Here is a 23469-nt window from a genome sequence, read left to right as displayed (position 1 = left end):
CCCGATCAGTACGCCTGATCGATGAGATCCGGCGAGACCTCGGAGGCCGCGGCCTCGTCGACGAAGAACACCGTGCGCTTGCGCCCGCGGGCACCGGCGACCGGAACACTCGTGTAGCTCGCACCGGCGAGGGCCAGGCCCAGCGCCGACGCCTTGTCGGCGCCCGTGAGCACCAGCCAGACGCGCTTCGAGGTGTTGATGACCGGACGCGTCAGCGTGACGCGCTCGGGCGGAGGCTTCGGCGAGTTGCGCACGGGGAGAGCGGCCGCATCCGTCACCGTGACCTCTTCGCGATCGGGGAAGAGCGAGGCGATGTGCCCGTCGGGCCCGACCCCCAGGAAGCACACGGCGAACGCCGGCCACGGGTTCTCGTCGGTGCCGAAGCGCGCGAGCTCGGCGGCGTACGCGTACGCGGCCTCGTCGAGGGTGAGGCCGTCATCGGAGCCGGCGACCTCGTGGATGTTCTCGGGCGGTACCGGGATGTGGTCGAGCAACGCGTTGCGCGACTGGAGTGCGTTGCGATCGGCGTCGTCACGCGGCACGAAGCGCTCGTCGCCCCACCAGAAGTGCACGAGCGACCAGTCGATCGATGCGGACCGCGGGTCGTCACGTGTCGCTGCCAGGACCGCGCCGCCCATCGAACCGCCCGTGAGGGCGACGTGGGCGACGCGACCGTTGACGGTACGGGCGCGCAGGCGCGTCAAGAAACGATCGGCGACCCGTGCAGCCACGTCGGTGGGCGTGGCCTCGATCACGACCCGCTTCTCTGCGGACGTTGCGTCGCTCACGTCGTCACTCTCCTGTCTCGGGCGGGCCCAGCTTCTCCCAGCCCTCGGTGATCACTCGACCGTAAAGGAGGTCGGGATCCAGGCGGCGCAGTTCCTCGGCGAGGCATTCGCGAAGCGTGCGCCGGGGGAGGTGCAGGTCGTGGTTCGGCTGATCGGGCTGCGTGAGCTGGGCGACGCCGGGCGAGGGGCGCTCGAGCAGGATGTCTCCCGACTCGCGGGTCAGCCGTACGGAACGGATGCCGTCGTGCCAGACCTCCGGCTGTTCGGAGAACCAGCGGACCGGAACCTCGAGAGCGAGCTGCAGCCAGGCGGCCAGCAGCGCGGTCGACGGGGAGGCGGCGGCGCCGCGGACCTCGATCGCGGTGATCGGCTCGAACGGCGGCTGATCGAGCACGGCCGCGAGCTGCTCGCGCCAGTGCGTCAGACGGGTCCACGCGAGGTCGGTGTCACCCGGGGCGTGGGTCTTGCCGAGCAGCGCGAGGCGGTCGCGCACGTCGTGCGCGGTCGCGGCATCCGTGATCCGGCGCTGGGCGATCCGGCCCAGCGGCGACGACGACGGAGAGGTCGGTGCCTCTTCCGGCCACCAGGCCACGACCGGAGCATCCGGCAGCAGCAGGCCCGTGATGAGGCTCTCCTCGTTGCTCGCGGCGTCGCCGTAAGCGTGCAGGACGACGACTTCGCTCGCTCCGGCATCCCCGCCGACGCGGATCTGGGCGTCGAGACGGGACTCGCCCTCGCCCGTGGTGAGCACGATGACGCGCATCGGGTGCTCGCGCGATGCGTCGTTGGCCGCGTCGATGGCCGCCTCGGCGACGCCGTTGCGGGCCGAGATCACGAGGGTCAGCACGCGGCCGAGGGCGACGGCGCCGCCCTCTTCGCGCACCTTCACGAGTTGCTTGGCGACCTGGCTGACGGTCGTGTCGGGAAGGTCGATGATCACGGTCGTCTCCAGACTCGTCCGTCGCGGGCCAGCAGGGCGTCGGCGGATGCCGGACCCCACGAACCGGGTGCGTACTGCTCAACCGGGCCGCCCTCGGACGCCCAGAACTTCTCGACGGGGTCGAGGATCTTCCACGAGAGCTCGACCTCCTCGTGCCGCGGGAACAGCGGCGGATCGCCCAGCAGGACGTCGAGGATGAGGCGCTCGTAGGCCTCGGGGCTGGCCTCGGTGAAGGCGTGGCCGTATCCGAAGTCCATCGTCACGTCGCGCACGTTCGACCCGCTGCCCGGCACCTTCGAGCCGAAGCGGATCGTGACGCCCTCGTCGGGCTGCACGCGGATGACCAGTGCGTTCTGACCGAGCTCCGAGGCGTTGCCGCGTCCGAACAGGTGCTGCGGAGCGCGGTTGAAGACCACGGCGATCTCGGTGACGCGGCGGCCCAGTCGCTTGCCGGTGCGGAGGTAGAACGGCACACCCGACCAGCGGCGCGTGTCGATCTCGAGCTTGATCGCGGCGTACGTCTCGGTGGTCGACTCGGGGTTCATGCCCTCCTCGTCGAGGAAGCCGGTGACCTTCTCGCCGCCCTGCCATCCACCCGCGTACTGGCCGCGCGCGGTCGCCTGCGAGAGGTCGTCGGGTACGTGCACCGCTGCGAGGACCTTCTCCTTCTCGGCGCGCAGATGCTCGGCGGAGAGGCTGATGGGCTCCTCCATCGCGGTGAGCGCGAGCAGCTGGAGCAGGTGGTTCTGGATGACGTCGCGCGCGGCGCCGATCCCGTCGTAGTACCCCGCGCGCCCGCCGACGCCGATGTCCTCGGCCATCGTGATCTGCACGTGGTCGACGTAGTTGCGGTTCCAGATCGGCTCGTAGAGCTCGTTGGCGAAGCGCAGAGCGAGGATGTTCTGCACCGTCTCCTTGCCCAGGTAGTGGTCGATGCGGAAGATCGAGTCGGCCGGGAACGCGACCTCGAGCGCGGCGTTGAGCGCACGCGCGGAGTCCAGGTCGTGCCCGAACGGCTTCTCGATCACCACGCGCCGCCAGCGCGAATCCTCGTCGGCATCCTCCCCGACCAGTCCCGAGTCCTTCAGCTGCTTCGCGACGAGCGGGAAGTCCTTCGGCGGGATCGACAGGTAGTAGGCGTGGTTGCCCATGGTGCCGCGTTCGACGTCGAGCTGGTCGACGGTGTCCTTCAGCTTCTGGAACGACTCGGGGTTGTCGAACTCGCCCGAGACGAACCGGATGCCCTGCAGCAGCTGCTCCCACGTCTCCTCACGGAACGGCGTGCGCGCGTGCTGCTTGACGGCCTCGTAGACGACCTGGGCGAAGTCCTGGTCCTCCCAATCGCGTCGGGCGAACCCGACGAGTGCGAAGCCGGGCGGGAGCAGACCGCGGTTGGCGAGGTCGTAGACCGCCGGCATGAGCTTCTTGCGAGACAGATCTCCGGTGACGCCGAAGATCACCAGGGCGCTGGGCCCGGCGATCCTGTTGAGACGGCGGTCATCGGGATCGCGCAGCGGGTTGTGCCCGCGCGAGAGGGGAACAGACATCGGTGGGGGATTCTCCTGCTGACTACTTCTGTGCGGCTTCGAAGAGGGTGAGCACGTCGGCCGACGAGTCGGTGATCGTCAGGGAGACGACGGGGCGACCGTGCTCGGCCAGGACTGCGGCGTCGCCGGCAGCCTGAGCCTCGATGAGCTGGCCGAACGTGAACGGTCGCTCCGGGATCTCGAGATCGACGTCGGTGCGCTCGAGGATCTGCAGGAAGACGCCCTGGGCGGGGCCTCCCTTGTGGTACTGACCCGTGGAGTGCAGGAATCGCGGTCCCCAGCCGAACGTCGTCGGGCGGCCGGAGTCGGCGGCGACGAGCTCGCGGAGACCCTGCAGCTGCGGGACCTCGAGGCGGTTGACGTAGGCCTGGATCGAGACGTAGCCGTCTTCGGCGAGCTGCGCCCACAGGGCGTCCAGCACGCCTTCGACGGTGCCCGAGACGGCGAGAGCCGGGTCGGACACGCGCACCTCGACGCCGTTCTCGGTGAACGCCGGAGCGGTCGGCTCCGGGCGCGCGTCGAGAAGACCGCGGGCCGCGACCTTCGCCGACTCGACGTCGGGCTGGTCGAACGGGTTGATCCGCAGCAGGTGGCCGGCGATCGCGGTGGCGTACTCCCAGACGATGAGCTGCGCGCCGAGCGAGCCGCTGACGAGGATCTCGCCCTCGTGACGCTCGTGCAGGTGGAACTCGTTGGCGTCGTCGACGAGACGGACGATCTGGAGGTCGGCGGGCTTCGAATCGAGCTCGGGGGAGACCGGCAGCAGGACCACGGGGAGGATTCCCGTGCCGTCCTTGCCCGTCGACTCGGCGATCAACTGCTCGATCCAGTCCGGCAGGCCCTTGATGTGGGTGCCGTCGGTGATGAGGCCGAGCTTGTCGCGGCGGGGATCGGTCGCGGCGATGGCCGCGCCGAGGCGCAGTGCAGGGTTCTCGGCCGAGTCGACCGCGACCTCGAGCAGCGAGGCCTCGGCCTCGTTCAGGAGCTCGTCGATGTCGACGCCCGCGAGGCCGGACGGCACGAGGCCGAACGCGGTCAGCGCGGAGTAGCGTCCGCCGACGTTCGGGTCGGCGTTGAACACGCGGTAGCCGGTCTCGCGCGCCGAGACGTCGAGCGGGGAGCCCGGGTCGGTGACGACGACGATGCGCTCCAGCGGGTCGATGCCGAGGTCGCGGAAGGCGGCCTCGAACGTGCGGCGCTGGGAGTCGGTCTCGACCGTCGAGCCCGACTTCGAGGAGACGACGAGCACGGTGTCGGCGAGTCCTTCGTCGAGGGCCGCGAGCACCTGGCCCGGGGCCGTCGAGTCGAGGATCGTGAGCGGCTTGCCCGCGGTCTGAGCGATCACCTCGGGGGCGAGCGACGATCCGCCCATGCCCGCAAGGACGACGCGGTCGACGCCCTTCGAGGCGAGCTGTTCGCGGAGTGCGACGATCTCGTCGACGAGCGGACGCGAGACCGAGACGGCCTCGACCCAGCCCAGACGGATGGAGGCCTCGGCCTCGGCCGCCGGGCCCCAGAGGGTCGGGTCTCCGCCGGTGATCCGCGAGGCGACCAGGTCGCGCACGAGTGCGGGGACGACCTCGTCGATCGCGACGCGAGCGTCGCCGGAGGCGTGGATGCCGAAGGTCATCGCTGTGCCTCCAGCGTCTCGGCGACCTGTGCGAGCAGGTCGTGCCAGGAGTCGATGAACTTCGCGACGCCCTCGTCCTCCAGCACCTGGGTGACGTCGACGAGGTCGATTCCGACCTCCGCCAGCGCGTCGAAGACGGCGTGCGCCTCGGCGTAACCGCCCGTGATGGTGTCACCGCTGACGACGGCGTGGTCGAAGGTCGCCTCGAGCGTCTTCTCCGGCATCGTGTTCACGACGCCGGCCGCGACGAGCTCGGTCACGTAGAGCGTGTCGGGCAGCGAGGGGTCCTTGACGCCGGTGGAGGCCCAGAGCGGGCGCTGCAGGTTCGCGCCGGCGGCGAGGAGATCCTGCGCGCGCTTCTCGGCGAACTTCTTCTCGAACAGCTCGTAGGCCAGACGCGCGTTGGCGAGGCCCGCCTTGCTCTTGAGGGCCTTCGCCTGATCGGTGCCGATCGCGTCGAGGCGCTTGTCGGTCTCGGTGTCGACGCGCGACACGAAGAACGAGGCGACCGAGTGGATGCCGGCGAGGTCGATGTCCGCCGCCTGCGCGCGCTCGAGGCCCGCGAGGTAGGCGTCGATGACCTCTTCGTAGCGCTCGAGGCTGAAGATCAGGGTGACGTTGACGCTGATGCCCGCGGCGATCGCCTCGGTGATCGCCGGCAGGCCCGCCTTCGTCGCGGGGATCTTGACGAGGAGGTTGGGACGGTCGATCTTGCTCCACAGCTCCTTGGCCGACGCGACGGTGCCGTCGGTGTCGTGAGCGAGGTCGGGGGAGACCTCGATCGACACGCGGCCGTCGACGTGGTTCGAGGCCTCCCACACCGGACGGAACACGTCGAGTGCGGCGGCGACGTCCTGAGTGGTGGCCGCGAACACGGCCTCCTCGGCGGAGGCGCCGGCGGCGGCGAGCTCGGTGACCTGGGCGTCGTACGACGTGTTGCTCTTGTCGGTGAGCGCGTTGGCGAAGATCGTCGGGTTCGTGGTGACACCGACGACGTTGCGCGTCTCGATCAGCTCGGCGAGGTTGCCGGAGGAGATGCGGGTGCGCGAGAGGTCGTCGAGCCAGATGCTGATGCCGGCGGCGGCGAGCTGTGCGGTGGGGGTGCTCATGCGTTCTCCTTGGTGCTGTGTGCGGCGATGGTCTCGCGAGCGGCCGCGATCACGGCCTCCGTGGTGATACCGAACTTCTGGAACAGGGTCTTGTAGTCGGCGGATGCGCCGAAGTGGTCGATGCCGACCGAGCGTCCGCGGTCGCCGACGATGCCGCGCCACGTGAGCACGGAGCCGGCCTCGACCGACACGCGCGCGGTGACGGCGGCGGGGAGCACGCTCTCGCGGTACGCCTCGTCCTGCTCGTCGAACCACTCGAGCGAGGGGGCCGACACGACGCGCACGCCGATTCCCTCGGAGGCGAGTGCGGCGCGGGCCTCGACGGCGAGCTGCACCTCGGATCCGGTGGCGACGATGATGACGTCCGGGGTGCCGTTCGCGGCTTCCGCCAGCACGTAGGCACCGCGGGCGGTGCGGTCGGCCGAGGCGAAGACCTCGCCTTCCGCGTCACCCTCGCCGCGCTCGAACACCGGGATGTTCTGACGGGTGAGGGCGATGCCGGCCGGACCCGCCTGGCGGCGCAGGATCTCGAGCCAGGCGGCCGAGGTCTCGTTCGCGTCGGCGGGGCGCACCACCGCGAGGTTCGGGATGGCGCGCAGGGTCGCGAGCTGCTCGATCGGCTGGTGCGTGGGTCCGTCCTCGCCGAGCGCGACGGAGTCGTGGGTCCAGACGAAGACGCTGGGTACGTTCATGAGCGCGGCCAGACGCACGGCGGGGCGCATGTAGTCGCTGAAGATGAGGAACGTACCGCCGAAGGCGCGCGTCTTCCCGTGCAGCACGATGCCGTTGACGATCGCGCCCATGGCGTGCTCGCGGATGCCGAAGTGCAGCACGCGGCCGTACGGGCTGCCCGACCACTCGTGGGTGGACCACTCGGCCGGGATGAACGACGGGGCGCCCTTGATCGTCGTGAGGTTCGACTCGGCGAGGTCGGCCGATCCGCCCCAGAGCTCGGGGAGCTCGGCGGCGAGGGCGTTGATGACCTGGCCGGAGGCCGCACGGGTCGAGACGTCCTTGCCGGCCTCGAAGACCGGCAGGGTGTTCTGGATGTCGGCGGGCAGTTCGCCCGCCTCGAGGCGGTCGAGGAGCTGCTTGCGCTCGGGGTTCGCCGCGGCCCAGGCGTCGAAGGACTCCTGCCACTCGGCACGGATGCCGGCGGCGCGGTCGGCGAGACCGCGGGTGTGGGCGAGGACGTCGTCGGCGACGACGAACGTCTCCTCGGCGTCGAAGCCGAGGACCTTCTTGGTGGCGGCGAGCTCGTCGGCGCCGAGTGCCGAACCGTGGATCTTGCCGGAGTTCTGCTTGCCGGGCGACGGCCAGCCGATGATCGTCTTGAGGATGATGAGCGAGGGCTTGGAGGTCTCGCCCTTCGCGGCGTCGATGGCCGCGTTCAGCTCGGCGACGTCCTCGACGTACTCGCCGGTCTTCTTCCAGTCGACCGTCTGCACCTGCCAGCCGTAAGCCTCGTAGCGCTTCGCGACGTCTTCCGTGAAGGCGACGTTGGTGTCGTCCTCGATGGAGATCTGGTTCGAGTCGTAGATGGCGATGAGGTTGCCGAGCTGCTGGTGGCCCGCGAGAGAGGAGGCCTCGCTCGTGACGCCTTCCTGCAGGTCGCCGTCACCGGCGATGACGTAGACGAAGTGGTCGAACGGGCTGGTGCCCGCTGCCGCCTCGGGGTCGAACAGGCCGCGCTCGTAGCGGGCGGCATAGGCGAAGCCCACGGCCGACGCGAGGCCCTGACCCAGGGGACCGGTGGTGATCTCGACGCCCTTGGTGTGACCGTACTCGGGGTGTCCCGGCGTGAGCGAGCCCCAGGTGCGGAGCGCCTTCAGGTCGTCGAGCTCGAGGCCGAAGCCGCCGAGGTAGAGCTGCACGTACTGCGTGAGCGAGGAGTGTCCGACCGAGAGGATGAAGCGGTCGCGACCGAGCCAATCGGTGTCGGTCGGGTCGTGCCGCAGCACGCGCTGGTAGAGGAGGTAGGCGGCGGGAGCGAGGCTCATGGCCGTGCCGGGATGCCCGTTTCCGACCTTCTCCACGGCGTCCGCCGCCAGGAGGCGAGCGGTGTCCACCGCGCGCCGATCGATCTCATCCCACTGCAATTCCGACACGTTCATGCCCTTTCCGACAGTTTCGAGGGCGCCCGTATTCCCTGCGCCTCCGCATCGTCACGGAGAGTGTGCACAGCGCCGGGCGCGAGTGTTTTCAGCATAGCGGGGTGGGTCCGACCCCAAACCCCGTCTTACGCTCCGAGTCCGCCCCGCCGCGTGCCCTAGACTGGAAGGGTTGTCATGACGCGTGTGGAGGAGGCGATCGAGATCTCGACGATGTCTGATCAGACCGTGGGGAAGCAGTCCATCGGTCGCACGGTGAAGGCGTACGTCGCCCTCACCAAGCCGCGCGTCCTCGAGCTGCTCCTCGTGTCGACCGTGCCGGTGATGTTCCTGGCGTACGGCGGCATGCCCGATCTGTGGCTGGTGCTGGCGACCGTGATCGGCGGCGCGATGAGCGCCGGCTCCGCCGCGGCGTTCAACATGTACCTCGACCGCGACATCGACGCGCACATGCACCGTACCGAGAACCGCCCGCTCGTGACGGGCGAGGTCACGCCGCGCGGCGCGCTGGTGTTCTCCTGGACCCTCGCGGTGCTCTCGACGGTCTGGCTGCTGGTCACCACGAACTGGCTCGCGGCCGCTCTCTCGGCCTTCGCGATCTTCTTCTACGTCGTGATCTACACGATGCTCCTCAAGCGCCGCACCGAGCAGAACATCGTCTGGGGCGGGATCGCCGGGTGCTTCCCGGTGCTGATCGGCTGGGCGGCCGTGACCGGATCGCTCGACTGGCCCGCGTTCATCCTGTTCCTGCTGATCTTCCTGTGGACTCCGCCGCACTACTGGCCGCTGTCGATGAAGTACCGCGATGACTACGACGACGTCGACGTGCCCATGCTCGGCGTGACGCGCAACGCCTCGCAGGTCGGACTCCAGGTCATCCTCTACGCCTGGGCGACGCTGGCCTGTTCTCTGCTGCTGGTGCCGATCGCGAACATGGGCCTCGTCTACACGGTGTCGGCCCTGGTCTTCGGAGGATGGTTCGTCTACGAGTCGCACCGCCTGTACAACCGCGCGGTGCGGGGGACCGAGGCGCGGCCGATGCGAGTCTTCCACGCCTCGATCACCTACTTGACGTTGATCTTCGTCGCGGTCGCGGTCGACCCGCTGCTGCCCTTCTGATCGTCGGTCTCGGCATCCGCCTCGACATCGTCGTTCGCCGGAGTGCCGAGGGCCCCGGCCGCTGAGGTCTCTCCGTCGACGGCCGTGACCGTCGCGTCGTCGTCCACCGGAGCGGTCGTGTCATCGGCCTCGGCCGTCCAGTCGATCGGCTCGACGACGACGGGCGTCGCCGCGGGGATCAGCGACTGCACGGCGACGAGGGCGACGGCGAGGAGGATGCCGAGCACGCCCGCGCCGAGCAGCGCGGAGCCGACGACGACCAGCGACTGACCGACGTACACCTCGATTCCCGTGGCCGTCCCGTCGAGGAGCGTCGTGGTCATCGTCCCGATCTGCCCGGAGATGAGCCACCCACCCACCGCGGTCGAGGCGAGTGCGAGCACGAGGAGCAGCCAGAATCCGATGCTGCGTGTCAGTGACTTGTTCATGCCGACCACGATCACGGACGCGCTGATGACTCCGGTATGCGCAGCCTATGGATCGGCTGTCCGCGGACTCTGAGACGTCCGTTCAGCCGGCGGAGGGGGTGCTGACCTCGTCGGCTGCCGGGCGCTTCAGCTTCAGGACGACGACGGTGTAGGTCGCTGCCGAGAGCGAGGCGAGCACCATGTGGATGCCGACCAGCAGAGGCGGGAGTCCCGCGCGCGCCTGCCAGACCCCGACGCCGACCTGGACCGCGATGGCCAGGACCAGGACGACGAGCCACTTCCGCGGCGGGAGGCGCAGCGCCCAGGCGGCGATCGTCAGGGCGAGCACGAGAGCGGCGAGGATGTACCCGGGCCAGGAGTGCACGTGCGCGAGCACGGTCGCGTCGAATCCGTGCCGCAGCACGTCCTGGTCGCCGGAGTGCGGGCCGGATCCGGTCGTCAGCACGCCGAACAGGATGGTGACCGCGAGCGCCAGCCCGGTGACGTGGCTGAGGATCATGAACCAGGTCGGCACCGCGCGCTCGCGCGGTCCCGGAGCCGCGTACAGGCGCACCAGGAATGCGGCCGTGACGCACACCAGGAGCAGGGACGACGTGTAGTGGAATCCGACGATGAACGGGTTCAGGCCGGTGAGCACCGTGATGCCGCCGACGAGCGCCTGCGCCATGACGCCGGCGAACACGACCCAGGCCAGGACGAGGAGATCGCGGCGCGCCGAGGTGCGACGCGTCGTGTGGATCGCGGCGGCGATCACCGCGAGGAGCAGGACCGCGGATGCCACGGGGAACGCGGGCACCGGAAGGCCGGTGAGGGTGACGAGAGCGAACGCGGCCGCGGCCGCGACGATGCCGCCCGCCGCATAGCGGAGCGCACGGAAGACCGAGCGCGATCCGTCGGTCAGGTGCAGCACGAGCAGCACGACCACCAGCGCGATGACGCCCACGACTCCGGTCATCAGCCGGTTGCCGAACTCGATCGCGCCATGGATGCCCTGGTCCGCCAAAATCGGCACGAGGGACTCCGGTGTGCAGAGCGGCCACTCCGAGCATCCGAGTCCGGAGCCCGTCAGGCGCACGGCCCCACCGGTCCCGATGATGATCGTCTCGGTGAGGAACGACAGCCACGCGAACACGCGGAGGACGCGTCCCCACGGCGAAGTGAATGCTGCGGGTCGCAGATCGAGCTCCGCGGCGGTGGTGCGGGCGGGCGTGGCGGTGTCGGGCATGGGTCCTCCGGCGCGCTTCGCGCAGGACGGGCGGCCCGTCCGCGAAGCGGAGCCTGTAGAATCGGATTGTTGCGATGCGCGCTCGAGGGCGCGGAAGCATCGATAACAGTTTAGGCGCGAAGGATGCGCCGGTGATGAGGGCCCACCAGCGGCACCCGCTCCCCGCAGACTCGACGGGGATCAGGTGTGTCGGGGCGGATGACACCGTTGAGGCCCAATGAGGAGAGTGTGATGTCGGATGTGCTGATCGACCGCCCGGAGCTCGATGGCCTGGGGGTGTACGAGTTCGGCTGGCACGACGCTGACGCCGCCGGCGCCGTCGCGAAACGCGGGATCTCCGAAGAGGTCGTCCGCGGTATCTCGGCGCTCAAGAGCGAACCCGAATGGATGCTGAAGACCCGTCTCAAGGGCTATCAGCTGTTCGGCCGCAAGCCGATGCCGACCTGGGGCGCCGACCTCAGCGACATCGACTTCGACAACATCAAGTACTTCGTGCGCTCGACCGAGAAGCAGGCGCAGTCGTGGGAGGACCTCCCCGCCGAGATCCGCGAGACCTACGAGCGCCTCGGCATCCCGGAGGCCGAGCGCCAGCGTCTCGTCGCCGGCGTCGCCGCGCAGTACGAGTCCGAGGTCGTCTACCACCAGATCCGCGAGGACCTGGAGCAGCAGGGCGTCATCTTCATGGACACCGACACCGCTCTCCGCGAGCACCCCGAGTTCTTCGAGGAGTACTTCGGCTCGGTCATCCCCGCCGGCGACAACAAGTTCGCCGCCCTCAACACGGCCGTCTGGTCGGGCGGCTCCTTCGTCTACGTCCCCAAGGGCGTGCACGTCGAGATCCCGCTCCAGGCGTACTTCCGCATCAACACCGAGAACATGGGGCAGTTCGAGCGCACCCTGATCATCGCGGACGAAGACAGCTACGTGCACTACATCGAGGGCTGCACGGCTCCGATCTACAAGTCCGACTCGCTGCACTCGGCCGTCGTCGAGATCATCGTGAAGAAGAACGCCCGCGTTCGGTACACGACGATCCAGAACTGGTCGAACAACGTCTACAACCTCGTCACCAAGCGCGCGGTCGCGCACGAGGGAGCGACGATGGAATGGGTCGACGGCAACATCGGCTCGAAGGTGACGATGAAGTACCCGTCGATCTACCTCATGGGCGAGCACGCCAAGGGCGAGACGCTCTCGGTCGCCTTCGCCGGCCCCGGCCAGCACCAGGATGCCGGCGCGAAGATGATCCACATGGCTCCGTACACGCAGTCGTCGATCGTCTCGAAGTCGATCGCCCGTGGCGGCGGTCGTGCGGGATATCGCGGCGAGGTCCGCGTCGATGCGAACGCCCACCACTCGGCGAACACCGTGCGATGCGACGCGCTGCTCGTCGACACCAAGTCGCGCTCCGACACCTACCCGGCGATCGACATCCGCGTCGACGACGTGCAGCTCGGTCACGAGGCCACCGTCTCCAAGGTCAGCGAGGAGCAGCTCTTCTACCTGCAGTCGCGCGGCATGCCGGAGGACGAGGCCATGGCGATGATCGTGCGCGGCTTCATCGAGCCGATCGCGCGCGAGCTGCCGATGGAGTACGCGATGGAGTTGAACAAGCTCATCGAGATGGGCATGGAAGGATCGGTCGGCTGAGATGACCTCCCAGACGACGACGCCCACGGCGTCGCACTATTCGAGCGCGCACGTCGACCCGGCGGCGCAGGTGGCGGACGCCGGCTTCGTGCCGGTGCAGACCCGCTCCGAACGCCCGCACTCCTTCGAGCCCGCCGACTTCGGCGTGCCGACGGGGCGCGAGGTGAACTGGAAGCACACCCCCGTCGCGAAGCTGACGGCGCTCTTCGAGACCGCCGCGCAGAACGACGGCGTCTCCTACGAGTTCTCCGCCGGCGAGCAGTACCTCGCGGCACCGCTCGCGATCGGCGCGGCTCCTCGCGGCGAGTTCTTCCGCGGCGAGGACATCACCGGCGCGGTTGCCTGGCAGGGTGCCACGGAGGCGATGCACATCCGCATCCCGCGTGAGGAAGAGGTCGCGGAGCCGATCCTCCTCACCATCGAGGGTCGCGGTGCCGAGAAGCGCGCCGACGCCCACATCGTGATCGAGGCTCTCGAGCACAGCTCGGCGACCGTCGTGCTGAACCACATCGGTGCCGCGCAGTACGCGCAGAACGTCGAGATCATCGCCCGCGCCGGGTCGCGTCTCACCGTGGTGACCCTCCAGCAGTGGCAGGATGCCGCGGTGCACACGTCGGCCCACCAGGCCCGTGTCGATGCGGATGCCGTGCTCAAGCACTTCGTCATCAGCTTCGGTGGTGGCGTGGTGCGCGTGAACCCCAACGTGGAGCTCGCGGGTGCAGGCTCGGAGGGCTACCTCTACGGTCTGTCGTACGCCGACGCCGGCCAGCACCTCGAGAGCCAGGTCTACCTGCACCACAAGGGCCCGCACACCAAGGGTGACGTCCTGTACAAGGGCGCGCTGCAGGGCGAGAGCGCCCACAGCGTCTGGATCGGCGATGTGCTGATCGGCCCGGATGCCACCGGCACCGACTCCTACGAGGCGAACCGCAACCTCGTGCTCACCGAGGGCGCCCGCGCCGACTCGATCCCGAACCTCGAGATCGAGACGGGCGACATCCTCGGCGCCGGACACGCGAGCGCGACGGGGCGTTTCGACGACGAGCAGCTCTTCTACCTGCAGGCTCGTGGCATCACCGAGGAAGAGGCACGCCGTCTCGTCGTGCTCGGCTTCCTCACCGACATCGTCCAGCGCCTCGGCATCCCGGCGCTCGAGTCCGAACTCCTCGCTGCGATCGAGGCGGAGCTCGCGGCGGTCTCGGCATGAGCGCTCAGCGCGTGTGCGGTGTCGCGGAGCTCGAGCAGGACATGCCGATCCGCGTCGAGCCCGATGGCGTCCCGATCACCGTGATCAAGGACGGCGAGGGCGTGATCCACGCGATCGGCGACACCTGCACCCACGGCGACATCTCCCTTTCCGAGGGCTTCGTCGAAGGTGACACGGTCGAGTGCTGGGCCCACGGCTCGGCGTTCTCCCTGCTCACCGGCAAGCCCCAGAACCTCCCTGCTTACGAGCCCGTCCCCGTCTACGTCGTCGAGATCGACGGCGACGACGTGCTCATCGACCCGACTGTGACGAAGGAAATCTGAATGTCTGTTCTCGAGATCCGCGACCTCCACGTGACGGTCGAGACCGAGGCGGGGGCCACCCCGATCCTCAACGGAATCACCCTGACCATGAACACGGGTGAGACCCACGCCATCATGGGCCCCAACGGCTCGGGCAAGTCCACGCTGGCCTACACGATCGCCGGCCACCCCAAGTACACCGTCACCGGTGGTTCGATCACCTTCGACGGTGAGGACGTGCTCGAGATGAGCGTCGACGAGCGCGCACGCGCCGGTCTGTTCCTCGCGATGCAGTACCCCGTCGAGATCCCCGGCGTGACGGTCACCAACTTCCTGCGCACCGCCAAGACCGCGCTCGACGGTGAGGCCCCCGCGATCCGCGCGTGGACCAAGGACGTCAAGGCGGCCATGGCGAACCTGCGCATGGACCCGAAGTTCGCTCAGCGCAATGTCAACGAGGGGTTCTCCGGCGGCGAGAAGAAGCGCCACGAGATCCTCCAGCTCGAGGTTCTGCAGCCGAAGTTCGCGATCCTCGACGAGACCGACTCCGGCCTCGACGTCGACGCGCTGAAGATCGTCTCCGAAGGCGTCAACCGCGCCAAGGAGGCCACCGGCCTCGGCGTGCTCCTCATCACGCACTACACGCGCATCCTCCGCTACATCCGCCCCGACTTCGTGCACGTGGTCGTCGCCGGCAAGATCGTGGAAGAGGGCGGTCCCGAGCTCGCCGACCGGCTGGAAGACGAGGGATACGACCGTTTCCTCGACCCCGCCGCTCCCATCGAGGCGTAGGCTGACCGCATGACCGCGACCGCGACGCTGACCGACGAGAAGTACGACGAGGTCACCGAGGCTCTGAAGGACGTCATGGATCCCGAGCTCGGGATCAACGTCGTCGACCTCGGACTCATCTACGACCTGGCGTGGGATGACGAGAACGACGCTCTCGTCATCCACATGACGCTGACGAGCGCCGGGTGCCCGCTGACGGACGTGCTCGAGGAGCAGACCGCGCAGGCCCTGGACAAGGTCGTCGACCGCTTCCGCATCAACTGGGTATGGATGCCGCCGTGGGGTCCCGAGCGGATCACCGACGACGGCCGCGACATGATGCGAGCACTCGGCTTCGCCATCTGATGCTCGAGGTGAAGGCGCTGCCTCTCTCCGAGCTGCGCCGACGCACGAGCGAGAAGTGGCGCGAATACCCCGAGGACGTCCTGCCGTTGTTCGTGGCCGAGACGGATTTCCCGCTCGCACCGGCGATCACGGCGTCGCTCCAGCGCGCGCTCGATCTCGGTGACACGGGGTACATCGCGTCGCGGACTCCCCTGAAGGAGGCCTACGCGGCGTTCGCCGAGCGCAGGTTCGGGTGGGCGCCCGACCCGTCGCTCATGCGCAGCACGGCGGATGTGAGCATGGGGATCGTAGAGATCCTCCGCCGAGTCACCCAACCGGGGGAGCGCGTCGTCGTCACCCCTCCGGTGTACCCGCCCTTCTACGACCTCGTCGCGGAGGCCGGCGCGGAGGTCGAGCGCGTGCCCCTGCGCGACACCGGTACGCGCTGGGAACTCGATCTCGACGGCATCCGCGCGGCTTTCGACGACGGCGCCACCGCCATCCTGCTCTGCAACCCGCACAACCCGACCGGGACGGTGCACGATCGCGACGCCCTGGCAGCCCTCGCGGATCTCGCCGCCGAGTTCGGTGCGGCGGTGGTCTCCGACGAGATCCACGCACCGCTCGCGCAGCCCGGCACGGGATTCACTCCGTTCCTCGCCGTGAACGATGCCGCCCGCCGGGTCGGCTACGCCGTGGTCAGTGCGAGCAAGGCGTTCAATCTCGCCGGCCTCAAGTGCGCGCTCATGGTGACAGCCGATGAGACGACGTACGCCGTCCTGCGCGACCTGCCCATCGAGGTCGTCTGGCGCACGGGACAGTTCGGTCTGATCGCTGCCGTCGCCGCGTTCTCGGAAGAGAGCGACCCCTGGCTCGACGGTCTGCTCCGCACGCTCGACCAGAACCGCATCCTTCTCGAGGATCTCCTCGTGCGGCACCTTCCGGGGGCGCGTTACCGCCTGCCGGATGCCGGATACCTCGCCTGGATCGACCTGCGACCCCTGGGGTGGGGCGACAACCCCTCGCGACGCATCCTGCGCGAGGCCAAGGTCGCCCTCCACAACGGCTCGGCGTTCGGCGACGAGGGAACGGGGTTCGCGCGCCTGAACTTCGGCACGAGTCCCGAGATCCTCACCGAGGCCATCGAGCGCATCGCGGCGCTCGTCGGGCGATGACGGCCCCGTCGCCCGTCGCGTCGATCTGGGACCGGAGCCGCATCTGGGTCACGACCGGCGCGATCGCGCTGATCTTCCTCGCCGCGATCGAGGCCCTCGCGGTGACGACGGTGATGCCGATCGTCAGCGAGGCCCTCGACGGCGGAGCGCTGTATGCGGTCGCCTTCTCGGGTACCCTCGCGACCGGTGTCATCGGCATGGTCGCCGCGGGCGCCTGGTCGGACGCCCGCGGGCCGCGGGGTGCGCTCTACGTCGCGGTCACGCTGTTCCTGGTGGGACTCCTGATCTCGGGCTTCGCCGTCACGATGCACCAGTTCCTCGTCGGGCGACTCGTGCAGGGGCTGGGCGCCGGTGGCCAGACCGTCGCGCTCTACGTCGTCGTCGCGCGGCTGTATCCGCCGCACCTGCACGGGCGGATCTTCGCCGCGTTCGCCGCGGCCTGGGTCGTGCCGTCGATGATCGGCCCCTTCCTCGCCGGAGCGGTGGCCGAGCACATCGATTGGCGTTGGACGTTCCTCGGGGTAGCCGTGCTCACCGGCATCGCGTTCACGGTGATCGCGGTGCGCCTGAGCGGGGTCGATCTCGGGCACGGTGAGCCGCAGGACCGGCGGACGATCGCGACCCGACTGCTGCTCGCGGTCGTCGTCGCCGTTCTCGCCGTCGTGATCGGCTTCACCGCCGACATGGTGCCGCAGGTGCGCTGGCCGGTCGCGATCGGCGCGCTGGCGGTCATCGGCATCGCCATCCTCCCGCTGCTGCCCCGAGGGGCGCTCCGGGCCGGACGGGGGCTGCCGAGCGTCGTGCTCATGCGCGGCATCGTCGCCGGTGCCTTCTTCGCCGCGGAGGCGTACATCCCGTACCTGCTCATGGAGCGCTTCGAATTCACGGCGACCTGGGCCGGCATCGCCCTCATGTTCGCCGCGCTCGCGTGGGCCGGGGCATCCGCACTGCAGGGGAAGTACGGCGAACGGCTTGGAAACCACCGCATCACCATGATCAGCCTCTCGCTGCTGCTGGTCGCCCTGCTGTGCGTGCTCCTCGCCGCCCTGTTCGGGATCTCGCCGCTCGTGGTCGTGATCGGGTGGGGTCTCGCCGGCGGCGGAATGGGCCTGCTGTACCCACGGCTGACCGTGCTCACGCTCGCATACTCCGATGAGAGCAACCAGGGATTCAACTCCTCGGCACTCTCGATCTCGGACTCGACGGGCTCGGCGGTCACGATCGCCTTCGCCGGTCTCGCCGTCGCGACGCTCGGAGGCGAAGCGAGCACGTTCTGGGTCGTGTTCGTGTTCTGCCTCGCGCTCGTCGGTGCAGCGGCGATCCCGGGTCTCAGGCTCGGGCACGCGGCCGAACGTTCCTGAGAGCCGAACGGGGGCTCCATCGGCCGTGTAACGGCGCAGCCGCCAGGCGGAGAGCGACGACGAGCAGGCCGACCGCGATCATCGCCGTGACGGGTGTCGTGCCGGTCACGAGCAGCAGCACCACGCCGATCAGACCGCTCAGCACCGAGAGCGCGATGCGCCGGGTCGCGTCGGTCGCCATCGGCGGACGACGCGTCTCGATGCGCGTGAACGGGACGGCAACGAGGGCGGTGAGCGTCAGTGCCGTCGCGAGCCAGAGCGGACGATCCGCCCACCACGCGGCACTTCCCGCCACCGGGAGCGTGCTGCCGTCGCTGATCGCGACGATCGCCGTCACGCCCGCCATGGCGAGCAGTACCGGCATGTGCCAGAGGTAGATCGTCATCGTCCGTCGGCCGATGAATCCGCTCACGACCGCGGCAAGAGGGCGAGCGCTGAGCGCGGACAGGCGGGCGCGGTTCAGCGACAGGGCGCAGGTGTGCACGATACCGACGAGGATCAGCGCGGAGGTCGGCGGGTTGATGTGCGCGATCAGGTCGGGGGAGCAGAGGCCGGTGGCGAAACCGAGAAGGAGGGTGAGCGCCGCGCCCACGCCGATGCGCGCCCGGGTGCGACGGGGCACGGAGTCGATGCTGCCGTCGGCGAGGAAGAACCCGATCTGCTGGAGCGCGAGCCAGACGAACGCCAGGTTGAGGAACCCGAGGGCGTCGACTCCGCTGATCGCCCTCGCCGCGTCGACGGCGGCTGCGGCTGCGACCAGCACGGCGAGGATCAGGAGCGGCCGACTCCGGTGCAGGTGCACGAGCGCGGGCAGGAGTGCCTGGCACAGCAGGAAGACCGCGAGGAACCACAGCGGCTGCCCGTACCGGTAACCCGCGACGGCGATGAGGTCAGCGGGGACCCCGGAGAGCGTCAATGCCCACAGCGCGACGCCGATCACGGCGATCGTGACCACGGCGGGCCGCAGCAGTCGATGCACCCGCCCCGCGATGAAGCTCCGCGCGTCGTCCCCGCGGGCGACCGCCGAACGGTAGGCGAGCAGTCCGGAGAACCCGCCGATGACGAAGAACAGGGGCATGACCTGGAGCGCCCAGCTGACGGGCACGATCCACCACGTGCCGGTGCTGGCGTTGTCGAAGACGGGGCGTCCGTCGACCACGGAGACGCCGACCATGATCGCGTGCAGCAGCACCACGCCGATCACGCAGAGCGAGCGGACGAGGTCGATGCCGGTGTCGCGGGTGCCGCGAGCCTCGGCGCTCGGGATGTCTCGGACGGGGGGTGCCTGCACGATGGCCATGAATCCTCCTGGGGAACGGTCTTCCCGGAGGTTATGGACGCGGTGCGGCGGAGGGCATCACCCCGCGGTGCCGTTCGACCCCGTACCGAGGGGTGAGGGCGCCGCCGTCGCCGAGGGGCACGGCCAGGAGGGTGCGGTCAGGACGGTTCGACGAGTCCGGTGTCGTAGGCCAGGATCACCGCGTGCACACGGTCGCGGAGTCCGAGCTTCGCGAGCACCTTGCCGACGTGCGTCTTGACCGTCTGCTCGGCGATGAAGAGTTCGGCGGCGATCTCGCCGTTGGACCGCCCGCGGCCGATCAGCACGAGCACCTCGCGCTCACGGTCGGTGAGCTCGGCGAGGGCGGAAGCCGCGCGGGGCGTACGGGGACGACGTCCGGCGAACTGCGCGATCACCCGGCGGGTCACGCTCGGGGCGAGCAGCGCGTCGCCCCCGGCGACGACGCGCACGGCGTGCACCAGTTCCTCCGGGAGCGCATCCTTGAGCAGGAACCCGCTCGCCCCCGCCTCGAGAGCGTCGTAGACGTAGTCGTCGATGTCGAAGGTGGTGAGCATGAGGATTCGGGGCACGTGCGCCGCGGGGTACGAGGAGCCGAGGATGCGGCGGGTCGCCTCGATCCCGTCGAGGTCGGGCATCCGCACGTCCATGAGGATCACGTCGGGGTCGAGCCGTGCGGCGAGCGACACGGCTTCGGTTCCCGTGGAAGCCTGTCCGGTGACGCGGATGCCGTCGTGCGCGTCGAGGAGCGCGGCGAAACCTGCGCGCACCATGGCCTGATCGTCGGCGATGAGGACGCTGATGGTCACGGGTTCTCCTTCGGAGGGGCGGATGCCGGGGACGGCGAATCGTCGCGCCCTCCGGCCAGGGGAAGGGCAGCCTCGACGAGCCAGGCGCCGTCGGGAGCGGGGCCCGCCGAGAGACTGCCGCCGAGCACCTCGGCGCGCTCGCGCATTCCACGCAGGCCGTGCCCGGCGCCGCGATCCTGCGCCTCCGCGGGGGCGGCGTTGCGCACGCGGATGCGGAGAGTGCCGACATCCGCCTGCAGCTGAACGGTCACCGCGTTGCCGGACGCATGCCGCACCGCGTTGCTGAGGCTCTCCTGCACGATCCGGTAGGCCGCGATCTGGACGGCCGGGGGAGCGGATGTCGCGGCATCCATGCCCACGAGCGAGAGACCGGCGTCGACGCCCGCGCGGCGGATGGTGTCGACCAGCGCGGGGATGTCGTCGATGCCGTTCTGCGGAGCGAGTTCCACGGCCTGATCCTCGGTTCGCAGCACCCCGAGCATCCGTCGCATCTCGCTCAGCGACGTGCGCGCGGTCGCGGCGATGTCGTCGAACTCGGCCGCGGCGGTGTCGTCGATCGATGGCAGGCGGTATCGCGCCGTCGACGCCTGCACCTGGATGACCGACATGCTGTGCGCGATGACGTCGTGGAGTTCGCGGGCGATCCGGGTGCGTTCTTCGATCAGGGCGCGCCGCGACTCCTCGAGGGCGGAGTGCTCGCGCTCGCGCGTGAGCTCGACGCCGATGCGCAGGCGGCTGGCGATCAGCAGCGCGAGGAGGAATGCGGCCACCGCGACGGACGCGGTGACGATGAGATCGGCAGTCGCCGTCGCCGCGACGTTCGCCGTCTCGATGATGTCGGGGCGCAACAGCGGGGCGGTGAGCGATGCGACGAGCGCGAGCACGAGGAGGAGCAGTCCCGGCCGCACCCCGTGGATACCGGTGACGAGCCCGACGAGGCCGACGAACGCGAGTGTGGCGGGGACCGACCACGGCCAGGGGGCGGTCGCAGCGAGGGCGGTGTCGGTGACGAGCGGGACGATGAGGACCGCCGTGCAGAACACGACGATCGCCGTGCGCGGGCGGGCGATCGAGAGGGGGAGGGCGCCGCAGACCGCGGCACCGAGCAGGAACGCCAGTGCGACCGGGGTTCCGTAGAGGGCGGCGTGGACCGGGACGAACACCGAGTACAGGCCGACGGTCACCGTCCAGAGCCCGATGAACGCGATCGTCCGCCGGGAGTGACGGGGAGCACGCCGGACACGGGTCATGATCTTCATCCTGCCAGGTGGGCGGGCGCGCTCCGGCGGCGTCGGACGGCGGACACGCGGTCGATCACGATGCCGATCAGCAGGGCGATGACGATGCCGACGCCGGCGCTCAGGAGCGGCTGGTCCTTGATCCAGCTGCCGGCGAGCAGACCGATCGCGAGACTGAGCGCACTCCAGCTCGCGCCCGCGACGAGGCTGAGCGGCAGGAACCGGCGCCAGGGGAAGCGCAGGGCCCCGGCCGTCATGTTCACCGCCACACGACCGACCGGGATGTAGCGGGCGCCGAGGATCAGCGCGGCGCTGCGGGTCTCCAGCGCGCGCTCGGCATGGGCGAACGCGGCGCGGACGCGCGGCCGTCGCATCCAGCCCGCGCGGGACGTACCGAGACGCCGACCGATGAGGAACGCGATGTTGTCGCCCAGTGCGGCGCCGAGCGCAGCCACGACGCCGAGGAGGAGCAGGTTCGGCCCTCCGCCAGAGACCGACGCGGCCGCGGCGGCGACGAGCACCGTCTCGCTCGGCACGGGAGGGAAGAAGCCGTCGATCACCGCGACGGCGAAGAGCACGAGCACGAGCCACGGCGAGGCCACGGCCTGGAGAATGAGGTCATTGATCACGTCCACCCTCGAACGTTACGAACCCGGTGGCAGGACGGTCATCCCTCTGCGGTATCGACCGCGTCACACCGGGGAGTGATCTTCCTGGGATGCCCGTCCCGTCGGGGCGCTTATACTGGGAGGCTGGCCGCTCGGCCACCTTCCTCCCGAACGAACGGACATCCCGCTGTGCTTGCCGTGCACGAACTCGAGATCCGCGTGGGCGCTCGCCTCCTGATGGAGAACGTGTCGTTCCGCGTGGGCGACGGTGACAAGATCGGTCTCGTCGGCCGCAACGGAGCGGGCAAGACCACCCTCACCAAGGTGCTCGCCGGCGACGTCCTGCCCTCCGGCGGCAGCGTGACGCGTTCGGGGGAGCTCGGCTATCTGCCGCAGGACCCGCGCTCGGGCAACCCGGAGGACCTGGCGCGCACGCGCATCCTCGACGCCCGTGGTCTCGGCCAGCTCAATCTCGGCATGACCGAGGCGTCGCTCGCGATGGGATCGGACGACCCCGCCGTCGCCGCGAAGGCCATGAAGCGCTACGCGGCGCTGACCGAGCAGTTCGAGGCGCAGGGCGGCTACGCCGCCGAGGCGCAGGCGGCATCCATCGCCCACAACCTCTCGCTTCCCGACCGCATCCTCGACCAGCCGCTGTCGACGCTGTCGGGTGGTCAGCGTCGTCGCATCGAGCTCGCCCGCATCCTCTTCTCGGATGCCGAGACGATGATCCTCGACGAGCCGACCAACCACCTCGACGCCGACAGCGTGGTGTGGCTGCGCGAGTTCCTCAAGACGTACAAGGGCGGGCTGATCGTGATCAGCCACGACGTCGAACTGGTCGGCGAGACCGTCAACCGCGTGTTCTACCTCGATGCCAACCGCCAGGTCATCGACACGTACAACATGAACTGGAAGAACTACCTGCGTCAGCGCGTGGCCGACGAGGAGCGCCGCAAGAAGGAGCGCGCCAACGCCGAGAAGAAGGCGACGACGCTGCAGCTGCAGGCCGCGCGCTTCGGGGCGAAGGCGTCGAAGGCCGCGGCCGCGCACCAGATGGTCGCGCGCGCCGAGAAGCTCCTCGCCGGACTCGACGACGTGCGGCAGCAGGATCGGGTCGCGAAGCTGCGCTTCCCGAAGCCCGCGCCCTGCGGCAAGACGCCCCTCATGGCGTCGGGGTTGTCGAAGTCGTACGGTTCGCTCGAGATCTTCACCGACGTCGACCTGGCGATCGATCGCGGTTCGAAGGTCGTCGTGCTGGGTCTGAACGGTGCCGGCAAGACGACGCTCCTGCGAATGCTGGCGGGCGTCGATCAGCCCGACACGGGACAGCTCGAGCCCGGCCACGGCCTCAAGGTCGGGTACTACGCGCAGGAGCACGAGAACCTCGACGTGAATCGTTCGGTGCTCGAGAACATGGTCTCGGCGGCCCCGCACATCACCGAGACGGAAGCGCGCCGCGTGCTCGGCTCCTTCCTGTTCACGGGGGACGACGTGCTGAAGCCGGCGGGTGTGCTCTCCGGTGGGGAGAAGACCCGTCTCTCGCTCGCGACCCTCGTCGTGTCGTCGGCGAACCTGCTGCTCCTCGACGAGCCCACGAACAACCTCGACCCCGCGTCGCGCGAGGAGATCCTCGACGCCCTCGCGCACTACGAGGGGGCCGTCGTGCTGGTCTCGCACGACCCGGGCGCCGTGCAGTCGCTGAATCCCGAGCGCGTGCTCATCCTCCCGGACGGCGTGGAGGACATCTGGAACCAGGAGTACCAGGACCTGATCGAGCTCGCCTGACGCGCGCGCGAGGGATCGGTG

Annotated in this window: 21 protein-coding genes; 9 read left to right on the top strand and 12 right to left on the bottom strand. The window is 69.5% G+C overall.

Annotated features, from left to right (window positions below):
- Nucleotides 1-5: 5 nt before the first annotated feature.
- The 6 genes from pgl to tkt are packed head-to-tail and all read right to left on the bottom strand — an operon-like array spanning nucleotide 6 to nucleotide 8122.
- On the bottom strand, nucleotides 6-788 hold the full coding sequence (gene pgl / locus KV396_RS15845; protein ID WP_247956314.1) for a 6-phosphogluconolactonase: 783 nt from the start codon (nucleotides 786-788) through the stop codon (nucleotides 6-8).
- A 4-nt stretch (nucleotides 789-792) separates the two neighbouring features.
- Nucleotides 793-1728, bottom strand: coding sequence for a glucose-6-phosphate dehydrogenase assembly protein OpcA (locus tag KV396_RS15840; protein ID WP_247956313.1), 936 nt, complete (start codon nucleotides 1726-1728; stop codon nucleotides 793-795).
- Complete coding sequence (gene zwf / locus KV396_RS15835) at nucleotides 1725-3275, bottom strand: glucose-6-phosphate dehydrogenase (protein WP_247956312.1); 1551 nt, start codon at nucleotides 3273-3275, stop codon at nucleotides 1725-1727. Before zwf ends, KV396_RS15840 begins: the two co-directional genes overlap by 4 nt.
- A 22-nt stretch (nucleotides 3276-3297) precedes the next feature.
- Nucleotides 3298-4905 (bottom strand): glucose-6-phosphate isomerase, encoded by a 1608-nt coding sequence (locus tag KV396_RS15830; protein ID WP_247956311.1) that lies wholly within the window; start codon nucleotides 4903-4905, stop codon nucleotides 3298-3300.
- Entirely contained in the window at nucleotides 4902-6014 is a 1113-nt protein-coding gene (gene tal / locus KV396_RS15825) for a transaldolase (RefSeq protein ID WP_247956310.1), read from the bottom strand. Before tal ends, KV396_RS15830 begins: the two co-directional genes overlap by 4 nt.
- Nucleotides 6011-8122 (bottom strand): transketolase, encoded by a 2112-nt coding sequence (gene tkt / locus KV396_RS15820; RefSeq protein WP_247957610.1) that lies wholly within the window; start codon nucleotides 8120-8122, stop codon nucleotides 6011-6013. Before tkt ends, tal begins: the two co-directional genes overlap by 4 nt.
- A 207-nt stretch (nucleotides 8123-8329) precedes the next feature.
- Between tkt and KV396_RS15815 the strand changes: the two genes are divergently transcribed.
- Entirely contained in the window at nucleotides 8330-9244 is a 915-nt protein-coding gene (locus KV396_RS15815) for a heme o synthase (protein ID WP_407665606.1), read from the top strand.
- Here KV396_RS15815 and KV396_RS15810 read toward each other — a convergent pair.
- Both KV396_RS15810 and KV396_RS15805 read right to left on the bottom strand, forming a co-directional pair.
- On the bottom strand, nucleotides 9190-9672 hold the full coding sequence (locus KV396_RS15810) for a hypothetical protein (RefSeq protein ID WP_247632062.1): 483 nt from the start codon (nucleotides 9670-9672) through the stop codon (nucleotides 9190-9192). The two genes, KV396_RS15815 and KV396_RS15810, sit on opposite strands and share 55 nt — an antisense overlap.
- Before the next feature lie 82 nt (nucleotides 9673-9754).
- Nucleotides 9755-10897 carry a COX15/CtaA family protein gene (locus tag KV396_RS15805; protein ID WP_247632063.1) on the bottom strand — a complete coding sequence of 381 codons (1143 nt, stop codon included), beginning with the start codon at nucleotides 10895-10897 and terminating at the stop codon, nucleotides 9755-9757.
- 231 nt (nucleotides 10898-11128) lie between these two features.
- Between KV396_RS15805 and sufB the strand changes: the two genes are divergently transcribed.
- From sufB to KV396_RS15770, 7 genes are read left to right on the top strand one after another with little or no spacing between them, the layout of a single operon-like run.
- Nucleotides 11129-12547, top strand: a complete 1419-nt coding sequence (gene sufB, locus KV396_RS15800; protein ID WP_247622257.1) for a Fe-S cluster assembly protein SufB — start codon at nucleotides 11129-11131, stop codon at nucleotides 12545-12547.
- Between the two features lies 1 nt (nucleotide 12548).
- A complete protein-coding gene (gene sufD / locus KV396_RS15795) occupies nucleotides 12549-13754 on the top strand; it encodes a Fe-S cluster assembly protein SufD (RefSeq protein WP_247956309.1) in 1206 nt (401 codons plus the stop codon).
- Complete coding sequence (locus KV396_RS15790; RefSeq protein ID WP_247622259.1) at nucleotides 13751-14077, top strand: non-heme iron oxygenase ferredoxin subunit; 327 nt, start codon at nucleotides 13751-13753, stop codon at nucleotides 14075-14077. Before sufD ends, KV396_RS15790 begins: the two co-directional genes overlap by 4 nt.
- Nucleotides 14078-14848, top strand: coding sequence for a Fe-S cluster assembly ATPase SufC (gene sufC, locus KV396_RS15785; protein WP_247622260.1), 771 nt, complete (start codon nucleotides 14078-14080; stop codon nucleotides 14846-14848).
- Between the two features lie 9 nt (nucleotides 14849-14857).
- Complete coding sequence (locus tag KV396_RS15780) at nucleotides 14858-15193, top strand: metal-sulfur cluster assembly factor (protein ID WP_247622261.1); 336 nt, start codon at nucleotides 14858-14860, stop codon at nucleotides 15191-15193.
- A complete protein-coding gene (locus tag KV396_RS15775; RefSeq protein ID WP_247956308.1) occupies nucleotides 15193-16347 on the top strand; it encodes a MalY/PatB family protein in 1155 nt (384 codons plus the stop codon). Before KV396_RS15780 ends, KV396_RS15775 begins: the two co-directional genes overlap by 1 nt.
- Complete coding sequence (locus tag KV396_RS15770) at nucleotides 16344-17708, top strand: MFS transporter (protein WP_247956307.1); 1365 nt, start codon at nucleotides 16344-16346, stop codon at nucleotides 17706-17708. The genes KV396_RS15775 and KV396_RS15770 overlap by 4 nt, the downstream gene beginning before the upstream one ends.
- Here the strand turns inward: KV396_RS15770 and KV396_RS15765 are convergent.
- From KV396_RS15765 to KV396_RS15750, 4 genes are all read right to left on the bottom strand, one after another.
- A complete protein-coding gene (locus tag KV396_RS15765; protein WP_247956306.1) occupies nucleotides 17677-19008 on the bottom strand; it encodes an acyltransferase family protein in 1332 nt (443 codons plus the stop codon). The two genes, KV396_RS15770 and KV396_RS15765, sit on opposite strands and share 32 nt — an antisense overlap.
- A gap of 137 nt (nucleotides 19009-19145) precedes the next feature.
- On the bottom strand, nucleotides 19146-19814 hold the full coding sequence (locus KV396_RS15760; protein ID WP_247956305.1) for a response regulator: 669 nt from the start codon (nucleotides 19812-19814) through the stop codon (nucleotides 19146-19148).
- A complete protein-coding gene (locus KV396_RS15755) occupies nucleotides 19811-21064 on the bottom strand; it encodes a sensor histidine kinase (RefSeq protein WP_247956304.1) in 1254 nt (417 codons plus the stop codon). The genes KV396_RS15760 and KV396_RS15755 overlap by 4 nt, the downstream gene beginning before the upstream one ends.
- A 5-nt stretch (nucleotides 21065-21069) precedes the next feature.
- Nucleotides 21070-21687 (bottom strand): DedA family protein, encoded by a 618-nt coding sequence (locus tag KV396_RS15750; RefSeq protein WP_247956303.1) that lies wholly within the window; start codon nucleotides 21685-21687, stop codon nucleotides 21070-21072.
- Between the two features lie 162 nt (nucleotides 21688-21849).
- Here KV396_RS15750 and KV396_RS15745 point away from each other — a divergent pair, with 162 nt between their 5' ends.
- A complete protein-coding gene (locus tag KV396_RS15745) occupies nucleotides 21850-23448 on the top strand; it encodes an ABC-F family ATP-binding cassette domain-containing protein (RefSeq protein WP_247622268.1) in 1599 nt (532 codons plus the stop codon).
- The last annotated feature ends 21 nt before the right edge of the window (nucleotides 23449-23469 follow it).

It is taken from the genome of Microbacterium galbinum (genome assembly GCF_023101185.1).
GTDB lineage: Bacteria > Actinomycetota > Actinomycetes > Actinomycetales > Microbacteriaceae > Microbacterium > Microbacterium galbinum.
Note: the sequence above shows the minus strand (reverse complement) of the source record. Positions and strands in the feature narration are given on the sequence as shown.